Here is a 22,712-nt window from a genome sequence, read left to right on the forward strand (position 1 = left end):
CGGACGTCGGCCACCGATGCAGGAGACAGACACCATGCAGCGAACCAGGACGTCGACGCCTTCGGGCGGCGATGCACGGCAGGGCGAACGCCTCATGTGGCTCACGCCGCAGCGCGTCTTCTACGCCGGGCTGCTCGGCGCCACGGCCGAGCGCGCGATGGGCGGGCACGGCGTGTACGTGTCGCCCACCGGCGCGCCGCCCAACCGCATCCGCATCGGCGGTGGGGCCTGGCAGAGCGGTGAGTTCATCGTGGTGCCGCCGCATGTGCCGCACCAGGTCGAGAGCGCGTGCCCGCTGATCTTCAACCTGCTGATCGAATCGGAGTCGGTCGATCCCGCTCGCATGCCGGCCTTCATGCAGCACTGCGGTCCGGTCGATGCGCCGGCCTTCGTGCAACGCATGCGCGACACCCACGCCCACCTGCTGGCGGCCTCGGCCCGCGGCATCGACTTTGAGGGATTCGATTTCGACGCGCTGTTCTTCGACGGCCCGCTCGCGCCGCGCCCGCTCGATGCGCGCATCCGCAAGGTGGTCGACATGCTCGTGGCCGACCCGGCCACGCCCGCCTCGGCGGAAGACTGCGCGGCCTCGGTGCACCTGTCGTTCTCGCGCTTCCTGCATCTGTTCAAGCAGGAGACCGGCATGGCCTTCCGTGCCTTCCGTGCGTGGAAGCGCGCGCGCAGCCTGCTGCGCCATGTGCAGCAGACCAGCACGTTGACCGACATCGCGCTGGACACGGGCTACCCCGATTCCACGCACTTCAGCCATTCGATCCGCCAGGTCTACGGGCTCAAGCCCAGCGACATCGTGGCGGGCTCGCGCCGCCTCGCGCTGCACGACGCGGCCGGCGGGTTCCGGCAGTAGCGCCAGGCGGGACGGCATCGCATGCAGATCCTCCAACTCCTGCTGTCGGGCATCGCACAAGGCTGCATCTACGGCCTGATCGCGCTCGGCTTCGTGCTGATCTACAAGGCCACTGAAACGGTGAGCTTCGCGCAGGGCGACCTGATGATGCTCGGCGCGTTCGGGGCCTTCGCGGGCATGTCGCTGTTCGGCATGCCGTTCTGGCTCGCGGCGCTCCTGGCCGTGGTGGCCATGGCGGCCTTCGGCGTGCTGCTGGAGCTGGTGGTGATCCGACCGATCCTCGGGCAGCCGCAGTTCTCCATCGTGATGCTGACCATCGGCATTGCCTACGTGGCGCGCGGCCTCATCACCATGGTGCCGGGCATCGGCACCGACACCCACACGCTGGCCGTGCCCTACAAGGACCAGATCTGGAAGCTCGGCGAGCTGGTGGTGAACCTGGAGCAGTTCGTGATCATCGTGGCCACCGCGATCCTGTGCGGCCTGCTGTTCGCGATGTTCCGCTACAGCAAGCTCGGCATCGCGATGCAGGCCTCGTCGCAGAACCAGCTCGCGGCCTATTACATGGGCATTCCGGTGAAGCGGCTCAACGGGTTGGTGTGGGGGCTCGCCGCCGCGGTGGCCGCCATTGCCGGCATGCTGCTCGCGCCCATCACCTTCGTGCACGCGAACATGGGTTTCATCGGCCTGAAGGCCTTTCCGGCGGCGGTGGTGGGCGGCTTCGGCAGCCTGCCGGGCGCGATCGTCGGAGGGCTGGTGATCGGCATCGTCGAGTCGTTCGCGGGCTTCTATCTGCCCGACGGTTTCAAGGACACGGCACCGTACATCGTGGTGCTGCTGATGCTCATGATCAAGCCGAACGGCCTCTTCGGCGAAAAGCTGCGCAAGAAGGTCTGAACATCCCATGCGCTTCATCTTCAAAACCAGCTACGACCAGGACATCCGCCTCGCGCGGCACGGCGGCCATGTGTTCTGGTACGGCCTGCTCGTGGCCTTTCTGCTTGTGGCGCCGTGGATCATCGACGAGTACTGGCTCGCGCAGCTGACCTTCGTGCTGATCTACGGCATCGTCGGCCTGGGGCTGATGCTGCTGGCGGGCTTCACGGGGCAGTTCTCCATCGGGCATGCGGCCTTCCTCGGAACGGGCGCCTACACGCAGGGCGTGCTGACCAACATGGGCGTGCCGTTTCCGCTCGCGCTGCTTGCGTCGGCTGCGCTGTCGGCTGCGGTGGGCGTGGTGGTGGCGCTGCCGGCGTTGCGCGTGAAGGGCATCTACCTGGGCATTGCGACGCTGTCGTTCGGCTTCATCGTCGAGGAAGTGTTCGCGCGCTGGGAAAGCGTGACGGGCGGCAATGCGGGCCTGCACGTGAAGTCGCCGCAGCTGTTCGGCTGGTCGCTGGGGTCGGGCGAAGGCTTCTACTTTCTCTGCCTGGTGGTCGCGGTGGTGGCCACGCTGGGCATCCTGAACCTGCTGCGTTCGCCGACCGGGCGTGCCTTCGTGGCGATCCGCGATTCGGAGATTTCGGCGCAGAGCATGGGCATCCACCTGGCGCGCTACAAGACGATGTCGTTCGCGATCTCGGCCGCGCTCGCGGGGCTCGGCGGCGCCTTGTATGCGCACAAGCTGAGCTTCATTTCGCCGGACCAGTTCAACATCCTGCAATCGATCGACCTGCTGCTGATGGTGGTGATCGGCGGGCTGGGCTCGGTGCACGGCGCGTTCCTGGGCGCGATCTTCCTGATCGCGATGCCGCAGCTGATCTCGATGGGCAAGGACTGGCTGCCGGCCGTCGTCGGACAGGCGCCGGGCCTGCAGGGGCTGGTGTACGGGCTGGTGCTGATCGCCTTCGTGCTGTTCGAGCCGCTGGGCCTGTACGGCCGCTGGCTGAAGATCCGCACCTGGCTGCAACTCTTCCCGTTCTACCGCAAGGGTTTGTTCAAGCGGCAGAAGTCATTCACCAAATCGGATCGACTCAGATGAGCAGCGACGTTCTTCTGTCGGCGAAAGACCTGAGCGTGCGCTTCGGCGGCGTGCTCGCGGTCAACAAGGTGAGCTTCGACGTGCGGCGCGGCGAGGTGTTCACGCTGATCGGCCCGAACGGCGCGGGCAAGACGACGGTGTTCAACCTCATCAGCCGCATCTACACGCCGACCACCGGCGAGATCACCTGGCATGGCGAAGCGGGCGGGCCGCTGGCGCTGACGCAGCAGGCGCCGCACGCGATTGCCGCGCTGGGCATTGCGCGCACCTTCCAGAACATCGAGCTGTTCGAGCATGCGACCGTTCTGCACAACCTGCTGATCGGTCGCCACACGCACCGGCAGACAGGCTTCTGGAGCGAGGTGTTCTTCACGCCGGCCACGCGCCGCGCCGAGATCGCGGCGCGCGAGAAGGCGGAGCAGGTGATCGACCTGCTCGACCTGCAGCACTACCGCGACTCGATGGTGGCGGGCCTGCCCTACGGCGTTCGCAAGGTGGTGGAGCTGGCGCGCGCGCTGTGCACCGAGCCCAAGCTGCTGCTGCTCGATGAGCCTTCTTCGGGTCTCAACGTCGAGGAGACGGCGGACATGGCGTTCTGGATCCAGGACATCCAGCATGAGCTGGGCGTGTCGGTGCTCATGGTCGAGCACGACATGTCGCTGGTTTCCAAGGTGTCGGACCGCGTGCTGGCGATGAACCAGGGCGAGGTGCTGGCCACGGGCTCGCCGCGCGAGGTGCAGGCCGATCCGCGGGTGATCGAGGCCTACCTTGGCACGGTGGACGATGTGAGCAGCTTGAGGAGGGTGGCCGCATGAGCGACGTCGTGCTTCAACTGCTCAATGTCGAAAGCGCCTACGGCCCGATCAAGGCCATCCGCGGCGTGAGCCTGAAGGTCCGCAAGGGCGAGATCGCGACGGTGCTCGGCTCCAACGGCGCGGGCAAGACGACGATCCTCAAGACCATCTCCGGCATCATCGATCCGCGCAAGGGCAGCATCGAGTTCCAGGGCCAGGACATCACGGCCAAGGACCCGGCCCACATCGTGCAGCAGGGCCTGAGCCACGTGCCCGAGGGGCGCGAGGTGTTCCCGCTGCTGTCGGTGAAGGACAACCTGCTGATGGGCGCCTACACGCGGAAAGACCGCGACGGCGTGGCGCGGGACATCGAGACCGTCTTCACCTACTTCCCGATCCTGCGCGAGCGCGCCACGCAGGACGCCGGCCTGCTCTCGGGCGGTCAGCAGCAGATGCTGGCCATCTCGCGCGCGATCATGGCGGCGCCGCATCTCATCCTGCTCGACGAACCCAGCCTGGGCCTGAGCCCCAAGCTCACGAAGGAAATCTTCGAGATCGTGGTACGCATCAACCGCGAGCGCGGCACCACGATCCTGCTGGTGGAGCAGAACGCGAACATGGCGCTCAACGCCGCCGACCACGGCTACGTGCTCGAGAACGGGCGCATCGTCATGGAAGACTCGTGCGAACGCCTGCGCGAAAAGGATGACATCAAGGAGTTCTACCTCGGTGTCAAGGACGACGGCGTGCGCGGCGAGCGGCGCTGGAAAAAGAAGAAGACCTGGAGGTAGCCGTCGCCATGCAAGGACTCTGGGATCTCCGAACCATCGAACCCGGCCACGACATCCTCGTGCCGGGCGACACGCTGTCCGCCATGTTCTGGAACGCCGTGCGCCAGCGCGGCGACAACATCTGGATGCGGCAGAAGGAACTGGGCATCTGGCGCAGCTGGAGCTGGCGCCAGACCGCCGACGCCGTGCGCGAGATCGCGGCCGGCCTGCAGGCGATCGGCTTCACGCGCGGCGAGTGCGCGTCCATCCTTTCCAACACCGTCATCGAATGGGTGCTGGCCGACCTGGCGGTGCTGAGCTGCGGCGGTGTGTCCAACGGCATCTACCCGACCGACGCCGCGTCGCAGGTGCAGTACCTGTGCGAAGACTCGCGCACCACCGTGCTCTTCGTGGAAGACGACGAGCAGCTCGACAAGGCGCTCGAAGTCCGCGAGACCCTGCCGGGCCTGCACCGCGTGGTCGTGTTCGACATGGAAGGCCTGCGCGAGCTCGACGACCCGGGAGTGATGAGCCTGGACGCGCTGCGCGAACTCGGGCGCACCCACCTGGCCAGCGACCCGCAGGCGGTCGAGCGCAGCGTCGCTGCCTGCCGGCCCGAGGATCTCGCGATCCTGGTCTACACCTCGGGCACCACCGGCAAGCCCAAGGGCGCGATGCACAGCCATGCCGGCCTCGTCTACACCGCGCGTGGATACAACACGCTCATCGCGCAGGACGACAAGGACGAGCGCATGTGCTTCCTGCCGCTGTGCCACATCGCCGAGCGCATGGGCGGCGAGTACTTCGCGATGTACACCGGCTCGATCCTCAACTTCGTAGAGAACCCCGAGACGGTGCCCGAGAACGTGCGAGAGATCGCGCCCACCGTGTTCACGGCGGTGCCGCGCGTGTGGGAGAAGTTCTATTCGGGCGTGATGATCGCGCTCAAGGAGGCCAGCCCGCTGCAGCAGGCGGCCTACAAGTGGAGCATCGGCGTGGGCGAGGCCATCGCCGACAAGGTGCTGGCCGGCGAGGAGATCGGCGGGGGTCTGCGCCTGAAGTTCCGGCTCGCCCGGCTGTTGGCGCTGGACAACGCGCGCAAGCTCATCGGCATCCACCGTGCGCGTTTTCTCGTGACCGGCGCGGCGCCCATTTCGCCCGAGCTGGTCAAGTGGTACCTCGCGCTGGGCGTGCCCATGCTCGAGGTGTGGGGCATGACGGAGTCGTGCGGCGCGTCCACCGCGGTGCCCGTGACGCGTATCAAGCCGGGCTCCATCGGCCCGGCCACAGGCTACAACGAGGTGCGCATCGATCCGGCCACCAGCGAGATCCTGGTGCGCGGCCCCAATGTCTTCATGGGCTACCTCAACCTGCCCGAGAAGACCGCCGAGACCATTGACGCCGACGGCTGGCTGCACACCGGTGACGTGGGTGTGATGGACGAGGACGGGTATTTCCGCATCACCGACCGGATGAAAGACATCATCATCACGGCAGGCGGCAAGAACGTGACCCCGAGCGAGCTGGAGAACGAGCTCAAGTTCAGCCTCTACATCACCGATGCCGTGGTGATCGGCGACAAGAGGCCCTACCTCACGGTGATCGTCATGATCGATCAGGAGAACGTCGAGAAATTCGCGCAGGACCACGACGTGCCGTTCAGCAACTACGAGAGCCTGACGCGCACGCAGGAAGTGCAGGACCTGATCCAGGGCGAGGTCGATCGCGTCAACGCCAAGTTCGCGCGCGTCGAGCAGATCAAGAAGTTCTTCCTGCTCGAGACGCAACTGAGTGCCGAGGACGAGGAGCTCACGCCGACGATGAAGCTCAAGCGCAAGCTCGTGCAGACCAAATACGCCGAGCGTATCGACGCCATGTACCGCTGACCTCTTTTCTGTCAACCCGAGGAGACAACGCAATGACGAAGCTCAAGACATTGACGACGCTGGCCGTGCTGGGCCTGATCGCGACGCTCGCGTCCGCGCAGCAGCAGGGCGTGAGCAAGGACGAGATCCGCATCGGCACGATCCAGGACCTGTCCGGCCCGCTCGCGGGCTTCGGCAAGCAGGCGCGCAACGGCATGCAGCTGCGCGTGGACGAACTCAACGAGCAGGGCAACGTCAACGGGCGCAAGCTCAGGCTCTTCGTCGAAGACTCGGGCTACGACCCGAAGAAGGCGGTGCTGGCGGCGCAGAAGCTGGTCAACCAGGAAAAGATCTTCATCATGGCCGGCCACATCGGCACGGCGCAGAACATGGCGGCGATGCCGGTGCAGTTCGACAAGAACGTCGTCAACTACATGCCCATCACGGCGGCGCGCGAGATGTACGAGCCGCTGAACCGGCTGAAGTATTCGTTCGCGGCCACCTACTACGACCAGATCCGCCTGGCGCTGCCCAAGATGATCAAGGACAAGGGCGCCAAGAAGGTCTGCACGATCTACCAGGACGACGAGTTCGGGCTCGAAGTGCAGCGCGGCGCCGAGGCCGGCCTGAAGGCCGCGGGCATGGAGCTGACCGAGAAGACCTCGTTCAAGCGCGGCGCCACCGACTTCAGCTCGCAGGTCGCGAAGATGAAGGCCGCCAACTGCGACCTCGTGGTGCTCGGCACCATCATCCGCGAGACCATCGGCACCGTGGGCGAGTCGCGCAAGACGGGCTTCAACCCGACCTTCCTGGGTTCGAGCGCTGCGTACACCGACCTGATCCACAAGCTCGGCGGCAAGGCCATGGACGGCATCTACGCCACCATGACCGTGCAGAACCCCTACACCGACGAGCAGTCGCAGCCGCTGCGCTTCTGGGCCAACAAGTACAAGACCAAGTTCAACGAAGACCCGACCGTGTTCTCGGTGTACGGCTACGTGATCATCGATTCGTTCATCAAGGCCGCGACCAAGGCCGGCCCGAACCTCACGACCGACAGCTTCATCAAGGCGATGGACAGCATCACCTTCGAGCCCGACATGTTCGGCAGCCCGAAGAGCACCTACACCGCCACCAAGCGCCTGGGCAACGACCAGTCGCGGCTGTCGCAGATCAAGGACGGCAAGTGGGTGGTGGTTTCGGACTACGTGACTCCCTGATCGTCCGCCTCGGTGCCGGGGCAGGCGGCTATATTTCGCGACAACTTATCGCGAGGTCGCCATGCCCCAGTACTGGTTGATGAAATCCGAGCCCGACGAGGTCTCGATCGACGATGCCCTCGCCGCGCCCGGCGCCACCGTGGCGTGGACCGGCGTGCGCAACTACCAGGCGCGCAACTTCATGCGCGACGGCATGAAGGTCGGCGACGGCGTGTTGTTCTATCACTCGAGCTGCCCCGAGCCCGGCATTGCCGGCATCGCGCGCGTGGCCTCGGGCATCAAGCCGGACCCGACGCAGTTCGACGCGAAGTCGCCGTACTACGACGCCAAGTCGAAGCCGGAAGATCCGCGCTGGCTGCTGGTCGATGTGCAGGCGGTGCGCAAGACGCGACTGCTGCCGCTGCCTGAGTTGCGGGCCAGGCCTGAGCTGGCCGAGCTGGTCATCCTGCGCAAGGGCAACCGGCTGTCGATCACGCCGGTCGAGCCGGCGCACTGGAAGGTGATCGAGAAGATGCTGGGCTGAAGCCAGCGCCCGCTGCTCAGCCCACCTTCGACAGAATCGGGAACAGCTTGCCGAGCCCGTCGGCCATCACTTCCACCGCGAGCGCCGCGAGGATCAGGCCCATCAGCCGCGTCATGATGTTGATGCCGGTCTTGCCGAGCACCCGCGCGATCGGCTGCGCGAGCGAGAAGGCCAGCGCGGTCGCCAGCGCCACCACCACGCCGTAACCCACGAGCACGGCCAGTTCCCACAAGTGACGCGCCTTGTCGGCGTAGATCACCACCGTGGAAATGGCAGCCGGGCCGGTGAGCAGCGGGATGGTGAGCGGCACCACCGCGATGGAGGCGCCCATCGACGCCTTCACCTCCACCGCGCGCAGCTCATCGACGTTGGTCTTGCTCTCGGCCGGCTGCGCGTTGAGCATCGAGATCGAGCTCATGAGCAGCAGCAGACCGCCGCCGACCTGGAAGCTCGCGATCGAGATGCCGAAGAAGGACAGCAGCTGCAGCCCGATGAGCGCGCTCACGGCAATCACCACGAAGGCGCTGAAGGCCGACATGCGCACCGTGCGCTTGCGCTGGGCGTCGGAGTAGTCCTGCGTGTAATGGATGAAGAAGGGCACGATGGCCAGCGGGTTGACGATGGCCACCAGCGTGACCAGCGGCTTGATGAGGTCCATCGAGGTGCTCATCGCTCAGCGTCCTCCGGTCACGTCGAGCAGGGCCATGGTGGTGTAGCTGGCCTCGGGCGAGAGCAGCCACAGGATCGCGCCGGCGATTTCTTCCGGTGTGCCGGTGCGTTTCATGGGCACGGTGGGCGCGAGTTCGAAGGCGCGCTCGGGCATGCCGCCCGAGGCATGGATCTCGGTGTCGATGAGGCCGGGGCGCACCGCGTTCACACGGATGCCTTCCTCGGCCACTTCCTTGGCCAGGCCGATGGTCAGCGTGTCGATGGCGGCCTTGCTGGCCGCGTAGTCGACGTATTGGCCCGGCGAGCCCAGGCGCGCGGCGCCGCTGGAGATGTTGACGATGGCACCGCCCGCGCCGCCGTACTTCGTGCTCATGCGCTTCACCGCCTCGCGCGCGCAGACGAAGCTGCCGATCACGTTGATGCGGAACATGCGCTCCATGCGCGCCACGCTCATCTCGTCGACGCGCGCCTGCATGTCGACGATGCCCGCGTTGTTGACCAGTGCGGTGAGGCGGCCGAGCTTGGCGTCGACCTTCGCGAACATCGCGAGCACCTGGGCCTCGTCGCCCACGTCGGCCTGCACGGCCATGGCGGTGCCGCCGCCCGCGCGGATGGTGCGCACCACCTCGTCGGCCGCCAGCGAGTTGCTGGCGTAGTTCACGGCCACGGCGAAGCCGCGCTTTGCCGCGAGCAAGGCGGTGGCGGCACCGATGCCGCGCCCACCGCCGGTAATCAAGAGCACCTGGTCCAAATCCCACCTCCTGCAGAGAAACTGTGTGTCAGTTAAAACCGTCGGCTTGGATTACATCATCGAGGGCCGCGCATGAGCGTGGCACCGCGCCGGGCCGCCCCAAGCAAGCTCGCACCGCAGTGCGAAGCACGGAGGTTATTGAATGCACAAGACGATCGACTATTACTTTGCGCCACAGAGCCCGTGGACCTATCTGGGGCATACCCGCTTTGCCGCCCTCGCGGCCGCCGCCGGTGCCACCGTGCGCGTGCGGCCCATCGACATGGGCAGCGTGTTCCCCGTGTCGGGCGGGCTGCCGCTGGGCAAGCGCGCGCCGCAGCGCCAGGCCTACCGGCTGCTGGAGCTGGCGCGGTTTTCGAAGCACCTGGGCCTGCCGCTGAACCCGAAGCCGAAGTTCTTCCCCGTCGCCGGCGACGATGCGGCGCGGCTCATCATCGCGGTCGACATGCACGACGGCACGGAGGCCGCGATGCGCATCAGCGCGGCGGTGTTCGCGGCCGTGTGGGTGCAAGAGCGGAACATCGGCGACCCGAACCTGCTCGAAGCCCTGGTCGCGGAATGCGGCCTGCTGGCCAAGCGCGCCGAGCAATCGCAAAGCCAGGCGGTGCAGGAACGTTACGAGGCTTACACGCAGGAAGCGATCGACATCCAGGTGTTCGGCGCGCCGAGCTACGTGATCGACGGCGAGATCTTCTGGGGCCAGGACCGGCTCGATTTCGTCGAGCGGGCGCTGCGGGCGTAACGACTCGCGCCCGCAGACACGCTTTCTTTTTTCATTCCATCGTTTTCAGGAGGACCCCATGGGCCAATTCATCGATCTCACCGCCAAGGATGGCTTCACCTTTCCCGCCTACGTGGCCGAGCCCTCGGGCACGCCGCGCGGCGCCGTGGTGGTGGTGCCGGAAATCTTCGGCGTGAACTCGCACATCCGCTCGGTGGCCGATGGCTACGCGGCCGACGGCTACCTGGCCATCGCACCGTCGACCTTTCACCGTGTCAAGCCGGGTGTCGAGCTGGGCTACAGCGACGACGACATGAAGACCGGCTTCGGCTACAAGACGGCGGTCGAGGCGCTGCCCGCGCCCGGCGTGCTGCAGGACCTCGAAGCCGCGATCGCCTACGCCTCGAAGGCGGGCAAGGTCGGCATCGTCGGCTATTGCTGGGGCGGCCTGTTGACCTGGCGCGCCGCCGCGCTGCTGCCGGGCCTGGCGGCCGCAGCGCCGTACTACGGCGGCGGCATGACGACGCCGGAAGAAAGCGCACGCCAGCCGAAGGTGCCGGTGCTCGCGCAGTTCGGCAACCGCGACCACTGGATTCCGCTGGACACCATCGAAGCCTTCAAGAAGGCGCACCCCGAGGTGGAAGTGCATGTGTATGAAGCCGACCACGGCTTCAACTGCGACCAGCGCGGCTCGTACAACGCCGAGGCGGCGAAGCCGGCGCGGGAACGCGTGCTGGCGTTCTTTGCCAAGCACGTCGGCTGACCCGACGCGTTTCAAGAAAAAGCCCGGCGGTGCCGGGCTTTTCTTTTCTTTTTTCTATTTCTTGGCCCCGACCCGGGTCTGCAGGAAGTCGAGCAGCACGCGCAGCGCCGCGCTGTTGTGGCGCCGCTGCAGGTAGGCGGCCGACAGCCAGATGTCCTTGCGCGCATAGCCCTCGAGCACCGGCACCAGCTCGCCGCTGTCGATGTGCGACTGCACGAGCAGCGAAGGCAGGTAGATCACGCCGAAGCCGCGCATCGCGACCCGAATCAGCGGCGCGCCTTCGGTGCAGTCCATGCGGCTCTTGACCTGCACGTCCAGCGGCTGGCCGTTGTCGTCGAAGCGCCAGGCGGGTTGCGTGCCCAGCAGCGAATGGGTCAGCGCGTCGTGGCTGGCGAGTTCCTGCGGATGCGTCGGCTTGCCGTGCTTCTTCCAGTAGACCGGCGAGGCGCACACCACCATGGGGATGAGCCGCAGCTTGCGCACGATGAGGTTGGCGTCCTCGACCGGGCCGCTGCGGATGTCGACGTCGATGCCTTCCTCGGCGAGGTCGACGGTGCGGTTGGTCAGCTGCAGGCTGATGCTCACATCCGGGTAGTGGCGCATGAAGTCGGCCAGCAGGTCGGGAAACTCGCCGTTGCCCATGCCGTGCGGAGCCGAGATGCGCAGCCGGCCGCCGGGCTGGCTGGCGCGCTCCTGCAGTTCGGCCTGGGTGAGTTCCACCATTTCGAGCATCGGCGTGCTGCGTTCGAGCAGCAACTGCCCGGCGTCGGTGAGGCTCACGGAGCGCGTGGAGCGGTTCAGCAGGCGCACGCCGAAGCGGGTTTCGAGTTCGGCGACGTACTTGCTGACCGTGGCCTTCGACATGTCGAGCCGCTTGGCGGCCTGGGAGAAGCTGCCGTGCGAGGCGACTTCCCGGAAGGTTTTGATCAGATCGAGACTGTCCATGTCAGTGAGCCCGTTGTTTTTCGCGGGGGAACGCGATGCGCCGATTCTCGGGGGTTTTGCCGGATGGGGCCCGAGCGGGGTTCTGGTGTAAGCCAGAAGCAGTCAGGCGACGCGCGACCGGTTTTTCGTGTGCACGGCTTTGCTGATGGATTGTTTCGCTACAGGAAACACCGTGTCTCTGAACTGGGTGTTTTCCCGAAGGAATTCCGGCTGACACTCGCCGCACAGGCGAGCCAATGTGCAAGCCTGGTGGAAATCCCATCTAGCTGAACACAAGGAACAGACATGAAGACCTCGCACATTTTCGCCGCCGCCGCGCTGACCCTCCTGGCCGCTACCGGCGCTCAAGCTGAAGCCTACCAAGGCGTGACCCAAGTGGTTTCGTCGAAGAGCCGCGACGAAGTCAACGCCGAAGCCCAGCGCACCGCTGCAGCTCCGAACCAGAACGTCGTTCGCGGTTCGCGCGGCGCGGAAACCGTGGCTGTGTCGAAGGACCGCTCGATCGTCGAAGCCGAAGCCATCCGCACCGCCTACGCTCCCGACCAGAACGTGACCTCGGGTTCGCGCGTCAACAGCAAGGTCATCTCGACCATGGTGAACCCGATGGACGCACGCGTTCAAGCCCAGCAAGGTTCGGGCGCCGTCGCCAAGTAATTGGCCACGAAGCCAGCCGCCTTCCGGGGCGGCCCGAGCTGACGAAAAAGCCACGCATCTGCGTGGCTTTTTTCATGGGCACTCGAGAGCGAGGGGCGTCAGCGTGTGCGCGCGAGGTAGCGCTTGCGCCAGAAGATCACCACCAGCACCACCGCGATGACCAGCATGGCCGTCATCGCGATCCAGAAGCCATCCGCCTTGTGCACCAGCGGGATGAACTCGAAGTTCATGCCGAAGATGCCCGCGATCAGGTTGAGCGGCAGGAAGATGGCGGTGAGCACGGTCAGCACCCGCATGATGTCGTTGGCCCGGTGGCCCTGCACGCTGAAATGCATCTGCACTGCGGTCTCGGCGTTCTGCTCGAGCCGGTGCACGTGATGCACCACGCGCTGGATGTGCTCCAGCACGTCGCGGCTGCGCACCATGATCAGTTCACGCTCGCGCTGCGCCACCTCGCCCTGCGGCGCAGGCAGGGTTTCGAGCGAATCGATCCAGTCCTGCATGGCGGCGCGCTGGTCTTCGCAGATCTCGTCCAGGCGGTGCAGCGACTGGCGCGCCTCCATCAGCGCGCTCCAGTTGGTGAAGCGGCTGCGCGGATCGATGAGTTCGGTTTGCCAGTGGTCGAGCTGCTTCGTGAGCTCGCGCCGCATGTCGAGGTAGCCGTCGACGATCAGGTTGACGATGCGCAGCATCAGGTCGGCCGGGCTGGCCGGCAGGCGGGCGGAGGTGGCGCGAACGTCGAGCGCGGGCGTGCCGCGATCGTCGGGCGAGGCGGCCGCCAGCAGACGGGCGGCGAAGGCATCGCGCACGGTGCCGTCCTCGGGGTGCACGGAGAGCAGCACGCGGTCGAACACCGCGAAGCCGACCGGGCGGGTGTCGATACGGCGCAGCACCGGCGGGCCGCCGCGGGGCGGGCGTTGCGCCTGTGCAGGCTCGCCGCTGTTCCCCGTTTCAGCACCGTTGCCCGTGGCCAGGCGGCGGAACACCAGCACGTCGTACAGCGAGGTGTAGTCGTAGTGCGAGGGCAGCTGGTCGTTGAGCAGGTCGGCCACGTGCAGGTCGACCAACTGGGTCTGGCAGAGCGTCTGCAGGATCTGCTGGACCTCGGGTTGCGCCGCGCGGAATTCGTCGCGCGTCAGAGAAATCCAGAGGTAGCCGTGGGCGCTGCAGGCCCCCGGCACGGCCAGGGGCGCCAGCGAGGCGTGCTCGCTGACCTGCGAGCGGCTGATTTCGAAGATGCGCATGGACACTCGTCCCCGGTGATTCTTCTTCCACGCCCGAAGCGCCGTGGAGGTGCGACAGATGTGTCGCGATAGCTATTATTTTTGTAGCAATCGGGCCGCGTCAAGCGCGAAGTAGGTCAGCACGCCGTCGGCGCCGGCGCGCTTGAAGGCCAGCAGGCTTTCGAGCACCACGGCGTCGTGGTCGAGCCAGCCGTTCTGGGCGGCGGCCTTCAGCATGGCGTACTCGCCACTGACTTGATAGGCGAAGGTCGGCACGTGGAACTCGTCCTTCACGCGGCGCACGATGTCCAGGTAGGGCATGCCGGGCTTCACCATGACCATGTCGGCGCCTTCGGCGATATCGATGGCGACCTCGCGCAGGGCTTCGTCGCTGTTGCCCGGGTCCATCTGGTAGACCTTCTTGTTGCTCTTGCCGAGCGTGGCGGACGAGCCGACGGCGTCGCGGAACGGGCCGTAGAAGGCGCTGGCGTACTTGGCGCTGTAGGCCATGATGCGCGTGTGCACGTCGCCGCGGGCTTCGAGCGCGGTGCGGATCGCGCCGATGCGGCCGTCCATCATGTCACTGGGAGCCACAATATCCACGCCGGCTTGCGATTGTGTGAGTGCCTGCTTCACCAGCACTTCGACGGTCGCGTCGTTGAGGATGTAGCCGGTGTCGTCGAGCAGGCCGTCCTGGCCGTGGCTGGTGTAGGGGTCGAGCGCGACGTCGGTCATCACGCCCAGTTCGGGGAAGCGCGCCTTGAGCGCAGCCACCACGCGGGGAATCAACCCGTCGGGATTGAAGGCCTCGTCGCCTGCGGGTGTCTTGAGGCTGGCGTCGATCACCGGGAACAGCGCCATCACCGGGATGCCGGCCTGCACGCACTGCTCGGCCACGGGCAGCAGCAGGTCGAGGCTCAGGCGATCCACGCCGGGCATCGAGGGCACGGCGTCGCGGCGCTTTTCGCCTTCCTGCACGAACACCGGGTAGATCAGGTCGTGGGTCGTCAGCGCATGCTCGCGCACCAGGTTGCGGGTGAAGGCGTCGCGGCGCAGCCGTCGCGGCCGGCCGGCGGGGAACATCGCGAGCGGGGAAAATGGTGACGTCATATATCTAAAATTGTGCCTGAAGCGTGAAATCGCGGCCCAGCACCGCCTGGAGCAAGTTGTCTGACAACTACGGAAATTTGTAGAACTTAAGTTCTAGATTTTTGTTGTAAAAGTCAAAGAATCTGTCCCAATCGCTTGAAACCTTGTTTCGTCTTTGTTAAATTCTGAAGCGGGCGGCTTGCCGCTCCCCGCTTTTCCTCCCTGAGCGGGTGCCTTGATGTGTGACAGCAAAAGGGCTTCCCAGCCCGACGTGAAGACGTCGGGCTTTTTTTTGCCCGAAACCTCGGCAAAGGGCCCCAAACAGGCTCAGTGTGCAGCCACCACTAAACTGCCGCCATGCTCTGGGTCAAATCTCTTCACATTGTTTTCATTGCCAGCTGGTTTGCCGGACTGTTCTACCTGCCGCGCATCTTCGTCAATCTGGCCATGGTGCCCCCGGAGTCGGTTGCAGAGCGTGAACGCCTGCTGCTGATGGCGCGCAAGCTGCTGCGATTCACCACCTTCCTGGCGGTGCCGGCGCTGGTGTTCGGGATCTGGTTGTGGATGGGTTACGGCATCGGGCGCGGTCCGGGCAACGGCTGGATGCACGCCAAGCTGGCCCTGGTGCTGGTGGCCATCGGCTATCACCACGGCTGCGGCGTGCTGCTGCGCCGCTTCGCGACGGGCGGCAACCGTCGCAGCGACCGCTGGTACCGCTGGTTCAACGAACTGCCCGTGCTGCTGCTGCTGGGCATCGTGATCCTGGTGGTGGTGAAGCCCTTCTGAGCCCGTGTCGACGGTAGACATGCCGCACAAGTCTGCCGCGCTCCCCCTGGCGCTGGCCTATGCGGCGCTGATCGTCTATGCCAGCCTGTATCCCTTCGCCGACTGGCGTGACCAGGGGATCGCGCCGTGGGCCTATCTCTCGGCGCCCTGGCCCAAGTACTGGACGGGTTTCGACTTCGGGGTGAACGTGGCGGGCTATGTGCCCTTCGGTTTCCTGTGCGCACTGACCGTGCTGCGCAGCGGACGCAGCACGGGTGTCTGGCGCGCGCTCCTGCGCGCCACGGTGGCGGGCGCGGCGATCGCCTTTGCCATGGAGACGCTGCAAAGCTACCTGCCGGCGCGCATTCCTTCCAATGTCGACCTGGGGCTGAACACCGCCGGCACGATCCTCGGTGCCGTGCTGGCCGCGGCGCTGGAGCGGCTCGGTGCGATCGCGCACTGGAGCCGGGCACGATCGCAATGGTTCGTCGAGGACGCACGGGGCGGGTTCGTGCTGCTCGCGCTCTGGCCCTTTGCCCTGTTGTTCCCCGCGGCGGTCACCTTCGGCCTGGGCCAGGTGTTCGAGCGGCTGGAGACGACGATTTCCGAGTGGCTGCTCGACACGCCCTTCATCGATTGGCTGCCGGTGCGTCAGTTCGAGCTGGAACCGCTGGTGCCCGCCGTGGAACTGCTGTGCGTGATGCTCGGAGCGCTGGTGCCGTGCCTGCTGGGCTACCTGGTGGCGCGCACGGTGGTCCAGCGCGCGGTGTTGCTGCCGTTGATCCTGCTGGCGGGCGTCGCGGCCTCGGCCCTGTCGGCGGCCATGAGCTACGGCCCCGCGCACGCATGGGCGTGGTTCGACCTGCCGGTGCAGGTCGGGCTGGCCGCGGCGGTGTTCGCGGGCGTGCTGCTGCTGTTCGCGCCGCGTCGCTTGTGTGGCGCGCTGCTGCTCATGGGGCTCGTGCTCCAGCTGAGCCTCTTGAACCAGGCGCCCGAGAGTGCGTACTTTGCACAGACCCTGGCCACCTGGGAGCAGGGACGCTTCATCCGCTTCCACGGTCTCGCCCAGTGGTTGGGCTGGTGCTGGCCCTTCGCGGTGCTGGTCTATGTGGTGGCCGCGCTGTCGCGGCGCAGCCGTCCCGTATCGCCCTCGTCCTCGCCCTGAGCGCGCTCATAAAATCGATCGATGCCCAGCACCACCCCCGCCACGCCGTCCGGCTACTACGGCCGCCACATCTTCTTCTGCCTGAACGAACGCAAGAACGGCGAGGACTCCTGTGCCTTGCACAACGCGCAGGAAGGCTTCGACCGCTGCAAGGCCAAGGTGAAGGAGCAGGGGCTCGCCGGGCCCGGCAAGGTGCGCGTCAACAAGGCCGGCTGCCTCGACCGCTGCGCGGGCGGGCCCGTCGCGGTGGTCTATCCGGAGGCCGTCTGGTACACCTTCGTGGACGCCGAGGACATCGACGAGATCGTCGAATCTCATCTGAAGAATGGGCAGGTCGTCGAGCGGCTGGTGTTGCCGCCCGACGTCGGTCGCTGAACTTTCCCGCGCCCCCTGTGCTCGTACTGTGCACGTTGCCGGCATCGCCGGCCCAGCCAACCCCAGCGCCATGAACTCCCAGACCGAAAAAATCAGCCTCCAGGGCGCCGCGGGCGTGATCGAGGTGCAGCGCGACCTGCCGTCCGGCGAAGCGCGTGGCATCGCGGTGATCGCCCATCCGCACCCGCTGTTCGGCGGCACGATGGACAACAAGGTCGTGCAGACCCTGGCGCGTGCCTTCGTGTCCTGCGGGTGGACCGCCGTGCGCTTCAACTTCCGTGGCGTCGGCGGCAGTCAAGGCGTCCACGATGAAGGGCGTGGCGAGCTCGAAGACATGCTGCATGTCGTCGGCCAGCTCGCGCCCGAAGGCCCGCTGGCGATTGCCGGCTTTTCCTTCGGGGCCTTCGTGGCCAGTTGCGCGGCCGAGAAGCTCTGGGCCGCACGCGACGTGCGGCAGCTGGTGCTGGTGGGTACGGCCGCCTCGCGCTTCTCGGTGGCCACGCTGCCGGCCGAAGCACATGAACGCGCGCTGGTGGTCCATGGCGAGGCCGACGACACCGTGCCTCTCGCCGCCGTGATGGACTGGGCGCGTCCCCAGTCACTCCCTGTCACGGTTATTCCGGGGGGCGGCCATTTCTTTCACGGACAATTGCCGCTGCTCAAAAGCCTGGTCGCCCGCCATCTGCGCGCGGGCACCGAATGAAAGCCTTGCAGGCTTGTTTTCGTCTCTTCCCACACTCTCCATGAATCGTTTTTTCACTGCGCTTCGCGCACTGGTGCTGACCGCTGCTGCCTCGGTTGGCGTGATCGCCGCCGCCCAGATGCCGGCCCCGCCCGAAATCGCCGCGCGCAGCTACCTGCTGCTCGACGTGACCGCGAACCAGATCCTGGCGCAGAAGGACATCGACAGCCCGGTCGAGCCGGCCTCGCTCACCAAGCTGATGACCGCATACGTTGCGTTCGACGCGGTGCGCAACAAGAAGATCTCGTTGACGCAGACCCTTCCGGTGAGCACCCGTGCCTGGAAGATGCCCGGCTCGCGGATGTTCATCGACCCCAAGATGCAGGTGCCGGTGGAAGACCTGATCAAGGGTGTGATCGTGCAGTCGGGCAACGACGCCACGGTGGCGCTGGCCGAAGGTGTGGGCGGCACGGTGGAGCACTTCGTCGAGATGATGAACGCCCAGGCCAAGGTGCTGGGCATGAAGAACACCACCTACAAGAACCCCGAAGGTCTCACGGCGCCTGGCCACACGACCACGGCGCGCGACCTGAGCATCCTGGCCACGCGCCTGGTGCGCGACTTCCCCGAAGAGGCCAAGTACTACGCCATCAAGAAGTACCGTTATCCGGGCACGCCGTCGACCAACGACACCAACCGCAACCTGCTGCTGTTCCGCGACCCGACCGTCGACGGCCTGAAAACCGGCCACACCGACGCCGCCGGCTACTGCATGATCGCCACCGCCAAGCGTGACTTCCCGAACCTGACCGGCGGCCGCCGCCTGCTGTCGATCGTGCTGGGCGCCACCAGCGAGACCGTTCGCGCCAACGAATCGCAGAAGCTGCTGAACTGGGGCTACACGGCCTACGACGCCGTGCGCCTGTTCGAAGCCGGCCAGCCCGCCGCCACGCCCGCCGTCTGGAAGGGCAAGGCCAACGTGCTGAAGCTGGGCCGCCCCGAGGCCATCGTGGTCGCCGTGCCGACCGGCTCGGCCAGCAAGATCAAGACACAGGTGTCGCGTCCCGACCCGCTGGTGGCGCCGTTCACCAAGTACCAGGCCGTCGGCTCGCTCAAGGTCACGCTGGACGACCAGCCCCTGGCGGACGTGCCGCTGGTGGCCCTGGAGCCGGTCGAGCAGGCTGGCGTCTTCGGCCGCGCGTGGGACGCCGTGCGCCTCTGGATCAAGTAAGAAGCAGGAAAAAGAGGCCTGGAAACGGGTGTTGGCGGGCGCCTGGCGCGCCTGACATTGCCATTTCAGGCCTGCCTGCTATACTCGTGGGCTTTTCGGAATTTTCCGAAGGGTTTCACGTTTTCGTTATTCCCGGCTTCCCTGCGTCACGACAGGGAGGGTTTCAGCGCCAAGGCCGGGTCGTTTTGGGACTAATTCATTCATGCCAACCATCAATCAACTGGTGCGTCAGGGTCGAACGGTCGAAAAGATCAATTCGAAGAGCCCTGCCATGCAGAACTCGCCGCAACGTCGCGGTGTCTGCACCCGCGTCTACACCACGACGCCCAAGAAGCCCAACTCGGCGCTTCGTAAAGTTGCCAAGGTCCGTCTGACCAATGGCTTCGAAGTCATTTCCTACATCGGCGGCGAAGGCCACAACCTGCAGGAACACAGCGTCGTGCTGGTTCGCGGCGGTCGTGTCAAGGACTTGCCCGGTGTGCGTTACCACATCGTGCGCGGTTCGCTGGACCTGCAAGGCGTGAAAGACCGCAAGCAGTCGCGTTCCAAGTACGGCGCGAAGCGTCCCAAGAAGGCCTAAGCCTTCCTGTCGAAGAACAAACGGTGTTCGATGGCCTTGGCGGGCTTGTCGAACGAAGTGACCCAATGTCGGGTCGAGTAAGTGAGAGTCCTGACTGGCTCTCGCGGTATCGGAAACGATGCCAACTGAAGCAAAGAGGTTAGAAAAATGCCACGTCGTCGCGAAGTCCCCAAACGTGAAATCCTGCCGGATCCCAAGTACGGCAATGTCGAGCTGTCCAAATTCATGAACGTGATCATGGAAGGCGGCAAGAAGGCTGTTGCCGAGCGCATCATCTACGGTGCCCTCGACTTCATCGAGAAGAAGAACCCGGACAAGGACCCCCTCGAAGCGTTCACCGTTGCCATCAACAACGTGAAGCCGATGGTCGAAGTGAAGTCGCGCCGCGTCGGTGGTGCGAACTACCAGGTGCCGGTCGAAGTCCGTCCCGTCCGTCGCCTCGCCCTGTCGATGCGCTGGATCAAGGAAGCCGCTCGCAAGCGTGGCGAAAAGTCGATGGCCCTGCGTCTGGCCAACGAGCTGATGGAAGCCACGGAAGGCCGTGGCGGCGCCATGAAGAAGCGCGACGAAGTGCACCGCATGGCCGAAGCCAACCGCGCCTTCAGCCACTTCCGCTTCTAAAAAACACACATCTCTTGAGCGTTGGGGGTCGAGTTTCGGGCGAAATGCCCGTGCTCGACGCCCAGCGCTCAACGCATTTCAACCCGAAAGTACATCATGTCCCGCAAGACCCCCATCGAGCGCTACCGCAACATCGGTATCTCCGCGCACATCGACGCCGGCAAGACCACCACCACCGAACGTATCCTGTTCTACACGGGCGTGACCCACAAGCTCGGCGAAGTGCACGATGGCGCGGCAACGACCGACTGGATGGAGCAGGAGCAAGAGCGTGGCATCACGATCACCTCCGCTGCCGTGACCTGCTTCTGGAAGGGCATGGACCACTCCATGCCCGAGCACCGCATCAACATCATCGACACCCCCGGCCACGTGGACTTCACCATTGAAGTCGAGCGCTCGATGCGCGTGCTGGACGGTGCCGTGATGGTGTACGACTCGGTCGGCGGCGTGCAGCCCCAGTCGGAAACCGTCTGGCGCCAGGCCAACAAGTACCGTGTGCCGCGTCTGGCGTTCGTCAACAAGATGGACCGCATCGGCGCCAACTTCTTCCGCGTCCGCCAGATGATGGTCGACCGCCTGAAGGCCAACCCCGTGCCGATCGTGATCCCGATCGGTGCCGAAGACAAGTTCCAGGGCGTGGTTGACCTGCGTCTGATGAAGGCGATCTTCTGGGACGAAGCTTCGCAAGGCATGAAGTTCGAAACGCGCGAAATTCCCGCCGAGCTGCTGGAGTCGGCCAAGGAATGGCGCGAGAAGATGGTCGAGAGCGCGGCCGAAAGCTCGGAAGAGCTGATGAACAAGTACCTCGAAGAAGGCGACCTGACGCCCGAGGAAATCACCGCGGGCCTGCGCGCACGCACGATCGCCGGTGAAATCCAGCCGATGCTGTGCGGCAGCGCGTTCAAGAACAAGGGCGTGCAGCGCATGCTCGACGCCGTGATCGAACTGATGCCCTCGCCGCTGGACATTCCGGACGTGCAAGGCACCGACGAGGACGAGAAGGAAGTCAGCCGCAAGGCCGACGACGGCGAGAAGTTCTCGGCGCTGGCATTCAAGCTCATGACCGACCCCTACGTCGGCCAGCTGACCTTCGTGCGTGTGTACTCGGGCGTTCTGAGCAAGGGCGACACCGTCTACAACCCGGTCAAGGGCAAGAAGGAGCGTATCGGCCGTATCGTGCAGATGCACGCCAACGAGCGTCTCGAAATCGAAGAAATCCGTGCCGGCGACATCGCCGCCTGCGTGGGCCTGAAGGACGTCACCACGGGTGAAACCCTGTGCGACCCGAACGCCATGATCACGCTGGAGCGCATGGAATTCCCCGAGCCCGTGATCTCGCAGGCTGTCGAGCCGAAGACCAAGGCCGACCAGGAAAAGATGGGCATCGCCCTGCAGCGCCTGGCTTCGGAAGACCCGTCGTTCCGCGTGCGTACCGATGAAGAATCCGGCCAGACCATCATCTCGGGCATGGGCGAGCTTCACCTCGAAATCATCGTGGACCGCATGAAGCGCGAGTTCGGCGTGGAATCGAACGTCGGCAAGCCGCAAGTGGCCTACCGCGAAACGATCCGCAAGACCGTCGAGGAAGCCGAAGGCAAGTTCGTGCGCCAGTCGGGTGGTAAGGGCCAGTATGGTCACGTCATCCTGAAGCTCGAGCCGCAGGAAGCCGGCAAGGGCTTCGAGTTCGTCGACGCCATCAAGGGCGGCGTGGTGCCGCGCGAGTACATCCCCGCGGTGGAAAAGGGCGTTGTGGAAGCACTGACCCAGGGCGTGCTGGCGGGCTACCCCGTCGTCGACGTCAAGGTCACGCTGCACTTCGGTTCGTACCACGACGTGGACTCGAACGAAATGGCGTTCAAGATGGCCGCCATCTTCGGCTTCAAGGAAGGTGCCCGCAAGGCCAGCCCGGTGATCCTCGAGCCGATGATGGCCGTGGAAGTCGAGACCCCCGAAGACTACGCCGGTACCGTGATGGGCGACCTGTCCTCGCGTCGCGGCATGGTGCAGGGCATGGACGACATGATCGGTGGCGGCAAGCTCATCAAGGCTGAAGTCCCGCTGTCGGAAATGTTCGGCTACTCGACCACGCTGCGCTCGGCAACGCAAGGCCGCGCCACGTACACGATGGAGTTCAAGCACTACGCTGAAGCTCCCCGTAATGTTGCTGAAGCCATCGTGGCCGCTCGCGCAAAGTAATTTCAAGAACGTTGGGCCATGCAGTGCATGGCCCTTCTTGTCTGCGATCCGGTGCCGTCCTGTTCCCGTGCGGGGCGAACCAGCAATCGGATGCAGACATAAAACCAATACACGGGACTGCTCTTTCAAGGATTGAAAAATGGCAAAAGGTAAATTCACCCGCACCAAGCCGCACGTGAACGTGGGCACGATCGGTCACGTTGACCACGGCAAGACCACGCTGACGGCGGCGATCGCCACCGTGCTGTCGTCCAAGTTCGG

General features: G+C 65.4%; 25 protein-coding genes. 20 read left to right on the top strand and 5 right to left on the bottom strand.

Features of this window, described 5'->3' with window-relative positions:
- Nucleotides 1–34 precede the first annotated feature (34 nt).
- The 8 genes from D3H34_RS11915 to D3H34_RS11950 all read left to right on the top strand — a co-directional run bounded on the left by D3H34_RS11915 (nt 35) and on the right by D3H34_RS11950 (nt 8,018).
- Nucleotides 35–865 (top strand): helix-turn-helix domain-containing protein, encoded by an 831-nt coding sequence (locus tag D3H34_RS11915; protein WP_119553665.1) that lies wholly within the window; start codon nt 35–37, stop codon nt 863–865.
- A 21-nt stretch (nt 866–886) separates the two neighbouring features.
- Complete coding sequence (locus D3H34_RS11920; RefSeq protein ID WP_119553666.1) at nt 887–1,762, top strand: branched-chain amino acid ABC transporter permease; 876 nt, start codon at nt 887–889, stop codon at nt 1,760–1,762.
- A 7-nt stretch (nt 1,763–1,769) separates the two neighbouring features.
- A complete protein-coding gene (locus D3H34_RS11925; protein ID WP_119553667.1) occupies nt 1,770–2,846 on the top strand; it encodes a branched-chain amino acid ABC transporter permease in 1,077 nt (358 codons plus the stop codon).
- Nucleotides 2,843–3,661, top strand: a complete 819-nt coding sequence (locus D3H34_RS11930; protein WP_119553668.1) for an ABC transporter ATP-binding protein — start codon at nt 2,843–2,845, stop codon at nt 3,659–3,661. Before D3H34_RS11925 ends, D3H34_RS11930 begins: the two co-directional genes overlap by 4 nt.
- Entirely contained in the window at nt 3,658–4,431 is a 774-nt protein-coding gene (locus D3H34_RS11935; RefSeq protein WP_119553669.1) for an ABC transporter ATP-binding protein, read from the top strand. Before D3H34_RS11930 ends, D3H34_RS11935 begins: the two co-directional genes overlap by 4 nt.
- 8 nt (nt 4,432–4,439) lie before the next feature.
- Nucleotides 4,440–6,296: an AMP-dependent synthetase/ligase gene (locus D3H34_RS11940; protein ID WP_119553670.1), complete on the top strand. Its 1,857-nt coding sequence runs from the start codon at nt 4,440–4,442 to the stop codon at nt 6,294–6,296.
- Nucleotides 6,297–6,328: 32 nt separating this feature from the next.
- Nucleotides 6,329–7,495 carry an ABC transporter substrate-binding protein gene (locus D3H34_RS11945; RefSeq protein ID WP_119553671.1) on the top strand — a complete coding sequence of 389 codons (1,167 nt, stop codon included), beginning with the start codon at nt 6,329–6,331 and terminating at the stop codon, nt 7,493–7,495.
- A 61-nt stretch (nt 7,496–7,556) separates the two neighbouring features.
- Nucleotides 7,557–8,018 (top strand): EVE domain-containing protein, encoded by a 462-nt coding sequence (locus tag D3H34_RS11950; protein WP_119553672.1) that lies wholly within the window; start codon nt 7,557–7,559, stop codon nt 8,016–8,018.
- Nucleotides 8,019–8,034: 16 nt separating this feature from the next.
- Here D3H34_RS11950 and D3H34_RS11955 read toward each other — a convergent pair whose 3' ends face one another.
- Nucleotides 8,035–8,688, bottom strand: a complete 654-nt coding sequence (locus D3H34_RS11955) for a MarC family protein (protein WP_119553673.1) — start codon at nt 8,686–8,688, stop codon at nt 8,035–8,037.
- A gap of 3 nt (nt 8,689–8,691) precedes the next feature.
- Nucleotides 8,692–9,438: an SDR family oxidoreductase gene (locus D3H34_RS11960; RefSeq protein ID WP_119553674.1), complete on the bottom strand. Its 747-nt coding sequence runs from the start codon at nt 9,436–9,438 to the stop codon at nt 8,692–8,694.
- Nucleotides 9,439–9,580: 142 nt separating this feature from the next.
- On the opposite strand from D3H34_RS11960, the gene D3H34_RS11965 reads away from it, so the two are divergent.
- Together D3H34_RS11965 and D3H34_RS11970 are read left to right on the top strand one after the other, a co-directional pair.
- Nucleotides 9,581–10,180 carry a 2-hydroxychromene-2-carboxylate isomerase gene (locus D3H34_RS11965; RefSeq protein WP_119553675.1) on the top strand — a complete coding sequence of 200 codons (600 nt, stop codon included), beginning with the start codon at nt 9,581–9,583 and terminating at the stop codon, nt 10,178–10,180.
- Between the two features lie 58 nt (nt 10,181–10,238).
- Nucleotides 10,239–10,922, top strand: a complete 684-nt coding sequence (locus D3H34_RS11970; protein ID WP_119553676.1) for a dienelactone hydrolase family protein — start codon at nt 10,239–10,241, stop codon at nt 10,920–10,922.
- A 54-nt stretch (nt 10,923–10,976) separates the two neighbouring features.
- On the opposite strand, the gene D3H34_RS11975 is transcribed toward D3H34_RS11970, so the two are convergent.
- A complete protein-coding gene (locus D3H34_RS11975; protein WP_119553677.1) occupies nt 10,977–11,867 on the bottom strand; it encodes a LysR family transcriptional regulator in 891 nt (296 codons plus the stop codon).
- A gap of 285 nt (nt 11,868–12,152) precedes the next feature.
- Here D3H34_RS11975 and D3H34_RS11980 point away from each other — a divergent pair, with 285 nt between their 5' ends.
- Entirely contained in the window at nt 12,153–12,521 is a 369-nt protein-coding gene (locus D3H34_RS11980) for a DUF4148 domain-containing protein (protein WP_119553678.1), read from the top strand.
- A 98-nt stretch (nt 12,522–12,619) separates the two neighbouring features.
- On the opposite strand, the gene D3H34_RS11985 is transcribed toward D3H34_RS11980, so the two are convergent.
- Together D3H34_RS11985 and hemB are read right to left on the bottom strand one after the other, a co-directional pair.
- Nucleotides 12,620–13,765, bottom strand: coding sequence for a magnesium transporter CorA family protein (locus D3H34_RS11985; RefSeq protein WP_119553679.1), 1,146 nt, complete (start codon nt 13,763–13,765; stop codon nt 12,620–12,622).
- A gap of 75 nt (nt 13,766–13,840) precedes the next feature.
- On the bottom strand, nt 13,841–14,854 hold the full coding sequence (hemB, locus tag D3H34_RS11990) for a porphobilinogen synthase (protein ID WP_286185644.1): 1,014 nt from the start codon (nt 14,852–14,854) through the stop codon (nt 13,841–13,843).
- A gap of 336 nt (nt 14,855–15,190) precedes the next feature.
- On the opposite strand from hemB, the gene D3H34_RS11995 reads away from it, so the two are divergent.
- From D3H34_RS11995 to D3H34_RS12035, 9 genes are all read left to right on the top strand, one after another.
- The gene (locus D3H34_RS11995) at nt 15,191–15,619 is read left to right on the top strand and encodes a CopD family protein (RefSeq protein WP_119553681.1); all 429 of its coding nucleotides are present in this window, start codon (nt 15,191–15,193) and stop codon (nt 15,617–15,619) included.
- Nucleotides 15,620–15,638: 19 nt separating this feature from the next.
- Entirely contained in the window at nt 15,639–16,763 is a 1,125-nt protein-coding gene (locus D3H34_RS12000; protein WP_119553682.1) for a VanZ family protein, read from the top strand.
- A 21-nt stretch (nt 16,764–16,784) separates the two neighbouring features.
- Nucleotides 16,785–17,138, top strand: a complete 354-nt coding sequence (locus D3H34_RS12005; RefSeq protein WP_119553683.1) for a (2Fe-2S) ferredoxin domain-containing protein — start codon at nt 16,785–16,787, stop codon at nt 17,136–17,138.
- A 70-nt stretch (nt 17,139–17,208) separates the two neighbouring features.
- Entirely contained in the window at nt 17,209–17,841 is a 633-nt protein-coding gene (locus D3H34_RS12010; RefSeq protein ID WP_119553694.1) for an alpha/beta hydrolase, read from the top strand.
- A 40-nt stretch (nt 17,842–17,881) separates the two neighbouring features.
- Complete coding sequence (locus D3H34_RS12015) at nt 17,882–19,051, top strand: D-alanyl-D-alanine carboxypeptidase family protein (RefSeq protein WP_119553684.1); 1,170 nt, start codon at nt 17,882–17,884, stop codon at nt 19,049–19,051.
- A gap of 202 nt (nt 19,052–19,253) precedes the next feature.
- The gene (gene rpsL, locus D3H34_RS12020; RefSeq protein ID WP_013543948.1) at nt 19,254–19,631 is read left to right on the top strand and encodes a 30S ribosomal protein S12; all 378 of its coding nucleotides are present in this window, start codon (nt 19,254–19,256) and stop codon (nt 19,629–19,631) included.
- A gap of 147 nt (nt 19,632–19,778) precedes the next feature.
- The gene (rpsG, locus tag D3H34_RS12025; RefSeq protein WP_007829591.1) at nt 19,779–20,252 is read left to right on the top strand and encodes a 30S ribosomal protein S7; all 474 of its coding nucleotides are present in this window, start codon (nt 19,779–19,781) and stop codon (nt 20,250–20,252) included.
- 96 nt (nt 20,253–20,348) lie between these two features.
- A complete protein-coding gene (gene fusA, locus D3H34_RS12030) occupies nt 20,349–22,451 on the top strand; it encodes an elongation factor G (protein WP_119553685.1) in 2,103 nt (700 codons plus the stop codon).
- Between the two features lie 139 nt (nt 22,452–22,590).
- A partial coding sequence (locus D3H34_RS12035) for a GTP-binding protein (protein ID WP_286185650.1) occupies nt 22,591–22,712 on the top strand: 122 nt, incomplete at its 3' end.

The organism is Acidovorax cavernicola (assembly GCF_003581445.1).

What these genes read in the sequence shown, in the direction of transcription:
- D3H34_RS11930 (WP_119553668.1), top strand. Translation starts at nt 2,843, where the DNA reads ATGAGCAGCGACGTTCTTCTGTCGGCGAAAGACCTGAGCGTGCGCTTC.
- D3H34_RS11955 (WP_119553673.1), bottom strand. Translation starts at nt 8,688, where the DNA reads ATGAGCACCTCGATGGACCTCATCAAGCCGCTGGTCACGCTGGTGGCC.
- D3H34_RS12015 (WP_119553684.1), top strand. Translation starts at nt 17,882, where the DNA reads ATGAATCGTTTTTTCACTGCGCTTCGCGCACTGGTGCTGACCGCTGCT.
- D3H34_RS12000 (WP_119553682.1), top strand. Translation starts at nt 15,639, where the DNA reads ATGCCGCACAAGTCTGCCGCGCTCCCCCTGGCGCTGGCCTATGCGGCG.
- D3H34_RS11970 (WP_119553676.1), top strand. Translation starts at nt 10,239, where the DNA reads ATGGGCCAATTCATCGATCTCACCGCCAAGGATGGCTTCACCTTTCCC.
- D3H34_RS11940 (WP_119553670.1), top strand. Translation starts at nt 4,440, where the DNA reads ATGCAAGGACTCTGGGATCTCCGAACCATCGAACCCGGCCACGACATC.
- D3H34_RS12005 (WP_119553683.1), top strand. Translation starts at nt 16,785, where the DNA reads ATGCCCAGCACCACCCCCGCCACGCCGTCCGGCTACTACGGCCGCCAC.
- D3H34_RS12010 (WP_119553694.1), top strand. Translation starts at nt 17,209, where the DNA reads ATGAACTCCCAGACCGAAAAAATCAGCCTCCAGGGCGCCGCGGGCGTG.
- D3H34_RS11950 (WP_119553672.1), top strand. Translation starts at nt 7,557, where the DNA reads ATGCCCCAGTACTGGTTGATGAAATCCGAGCCCGACGAGGTCTCGATC.
- D3H34_RS11980 (WP_119553678.1), top strand. Translation starts at nt 12,153, where the DNA reads ATGAAGACCTCGCACATTTTCGCCGCCGCCGCGCTGACCCTCCTGGCC.
- D3H34_RS11915 (WP_119553665.1), top strand. Translation starts at nt 35, where the DNA reads ATGCAGCGAACCAGGACGTCGACGCCTTCGGGCGGCGATGCACGGCAG.
- rpsG (WP_007829591.1), top strand. Translation starts at nt 19,779, where the DNA reads ATGCCACGTCGTCGCGAAGTCCCCAAACGTGAAATCCTGCCGGATCCC.
- D3H34_RS11965 (WP_119553675.1), top strand. Translation starts at nt 9,581, where the DNA reads ATGCACAAGACGATCGACTATTACTTTGCGCCACAGAGCCCGTGGACC.
- fusA (WP_119553685.1), top strand. Translation starts at nt 20,349, where the DNA reads ATGTCCCGCAAGACCCCCATCGAGCGCTACCGCAACATCGGTATCTCC.
- D3H34_RS11975 (WP_119553677.1), bottom strand. Translation starts at nt 11,867, where the DNA reads ATGGACAGTCTCGATCTGATCAAAACCTTCCGGGAAGTCGCCTCGCAC.
- D3H34_RS11995 (WP_119553681.1), top strand. Translation starts at nt 15,191, where the DNA reads ATGCTCTGGGTCAAATCTCTTCACATTGTTTTCATTGCCAGCTGGTTT.
- rpsL (WP_013543948.1), top strand. Translation starts at nt 19,254, where the DNA reads ATGCCAACCATCAATCAACTGGTGCGTCAGGGTCGAACGGTCGAAAAG.
- D3H34_RS11935 (WP_119553669.1), top strand. Translation starts at nt 3,658, where the DNA reads ATGAGCGACGTCGTGCTTCAACTGCTCAATGTCGAAAGCGCCTACGGC.
- hemB (WP_286185644.1), bottom strand. Translation starts at nt 14,854, where the DNA reads ATGACGTCACCATTTTCCCCGCTCGCGATGTTCCCCGCCGGCCGGCCG.
- D3H34_RS11920 (WP_119553666.1), top strand. Translation starts at nt 887, where the DNA reads ATGCAGATCCTCCAACTCCTGCTGTCGGGCATCGCACAAGGCTGCATC.
- D3H34_RS11925 (WP_119553667.1), top strand. Translation starts at nt 1,770, where the DNA reads ATGCGCTTCATCTTCAAAACCAGCTACGACCAGGACATCCGCCTCGCG.
- D3H34_RS11945 (WP_119553671.1), top strand. Translation starts at nt 6,329, where the DNA reads ATGACGAAGCTCAAGACATTGACGACGCTGGCCGTGCTGGGCCTGATC.
- D3H34_RS11985 (WP_119553679.1), bottom strand. Translation starts at nt 13,765, where the DNA reads ATGCGCATCTTCGAAATCAGCCGCTCGCAGGTCAGCGAGCACGCCTCG.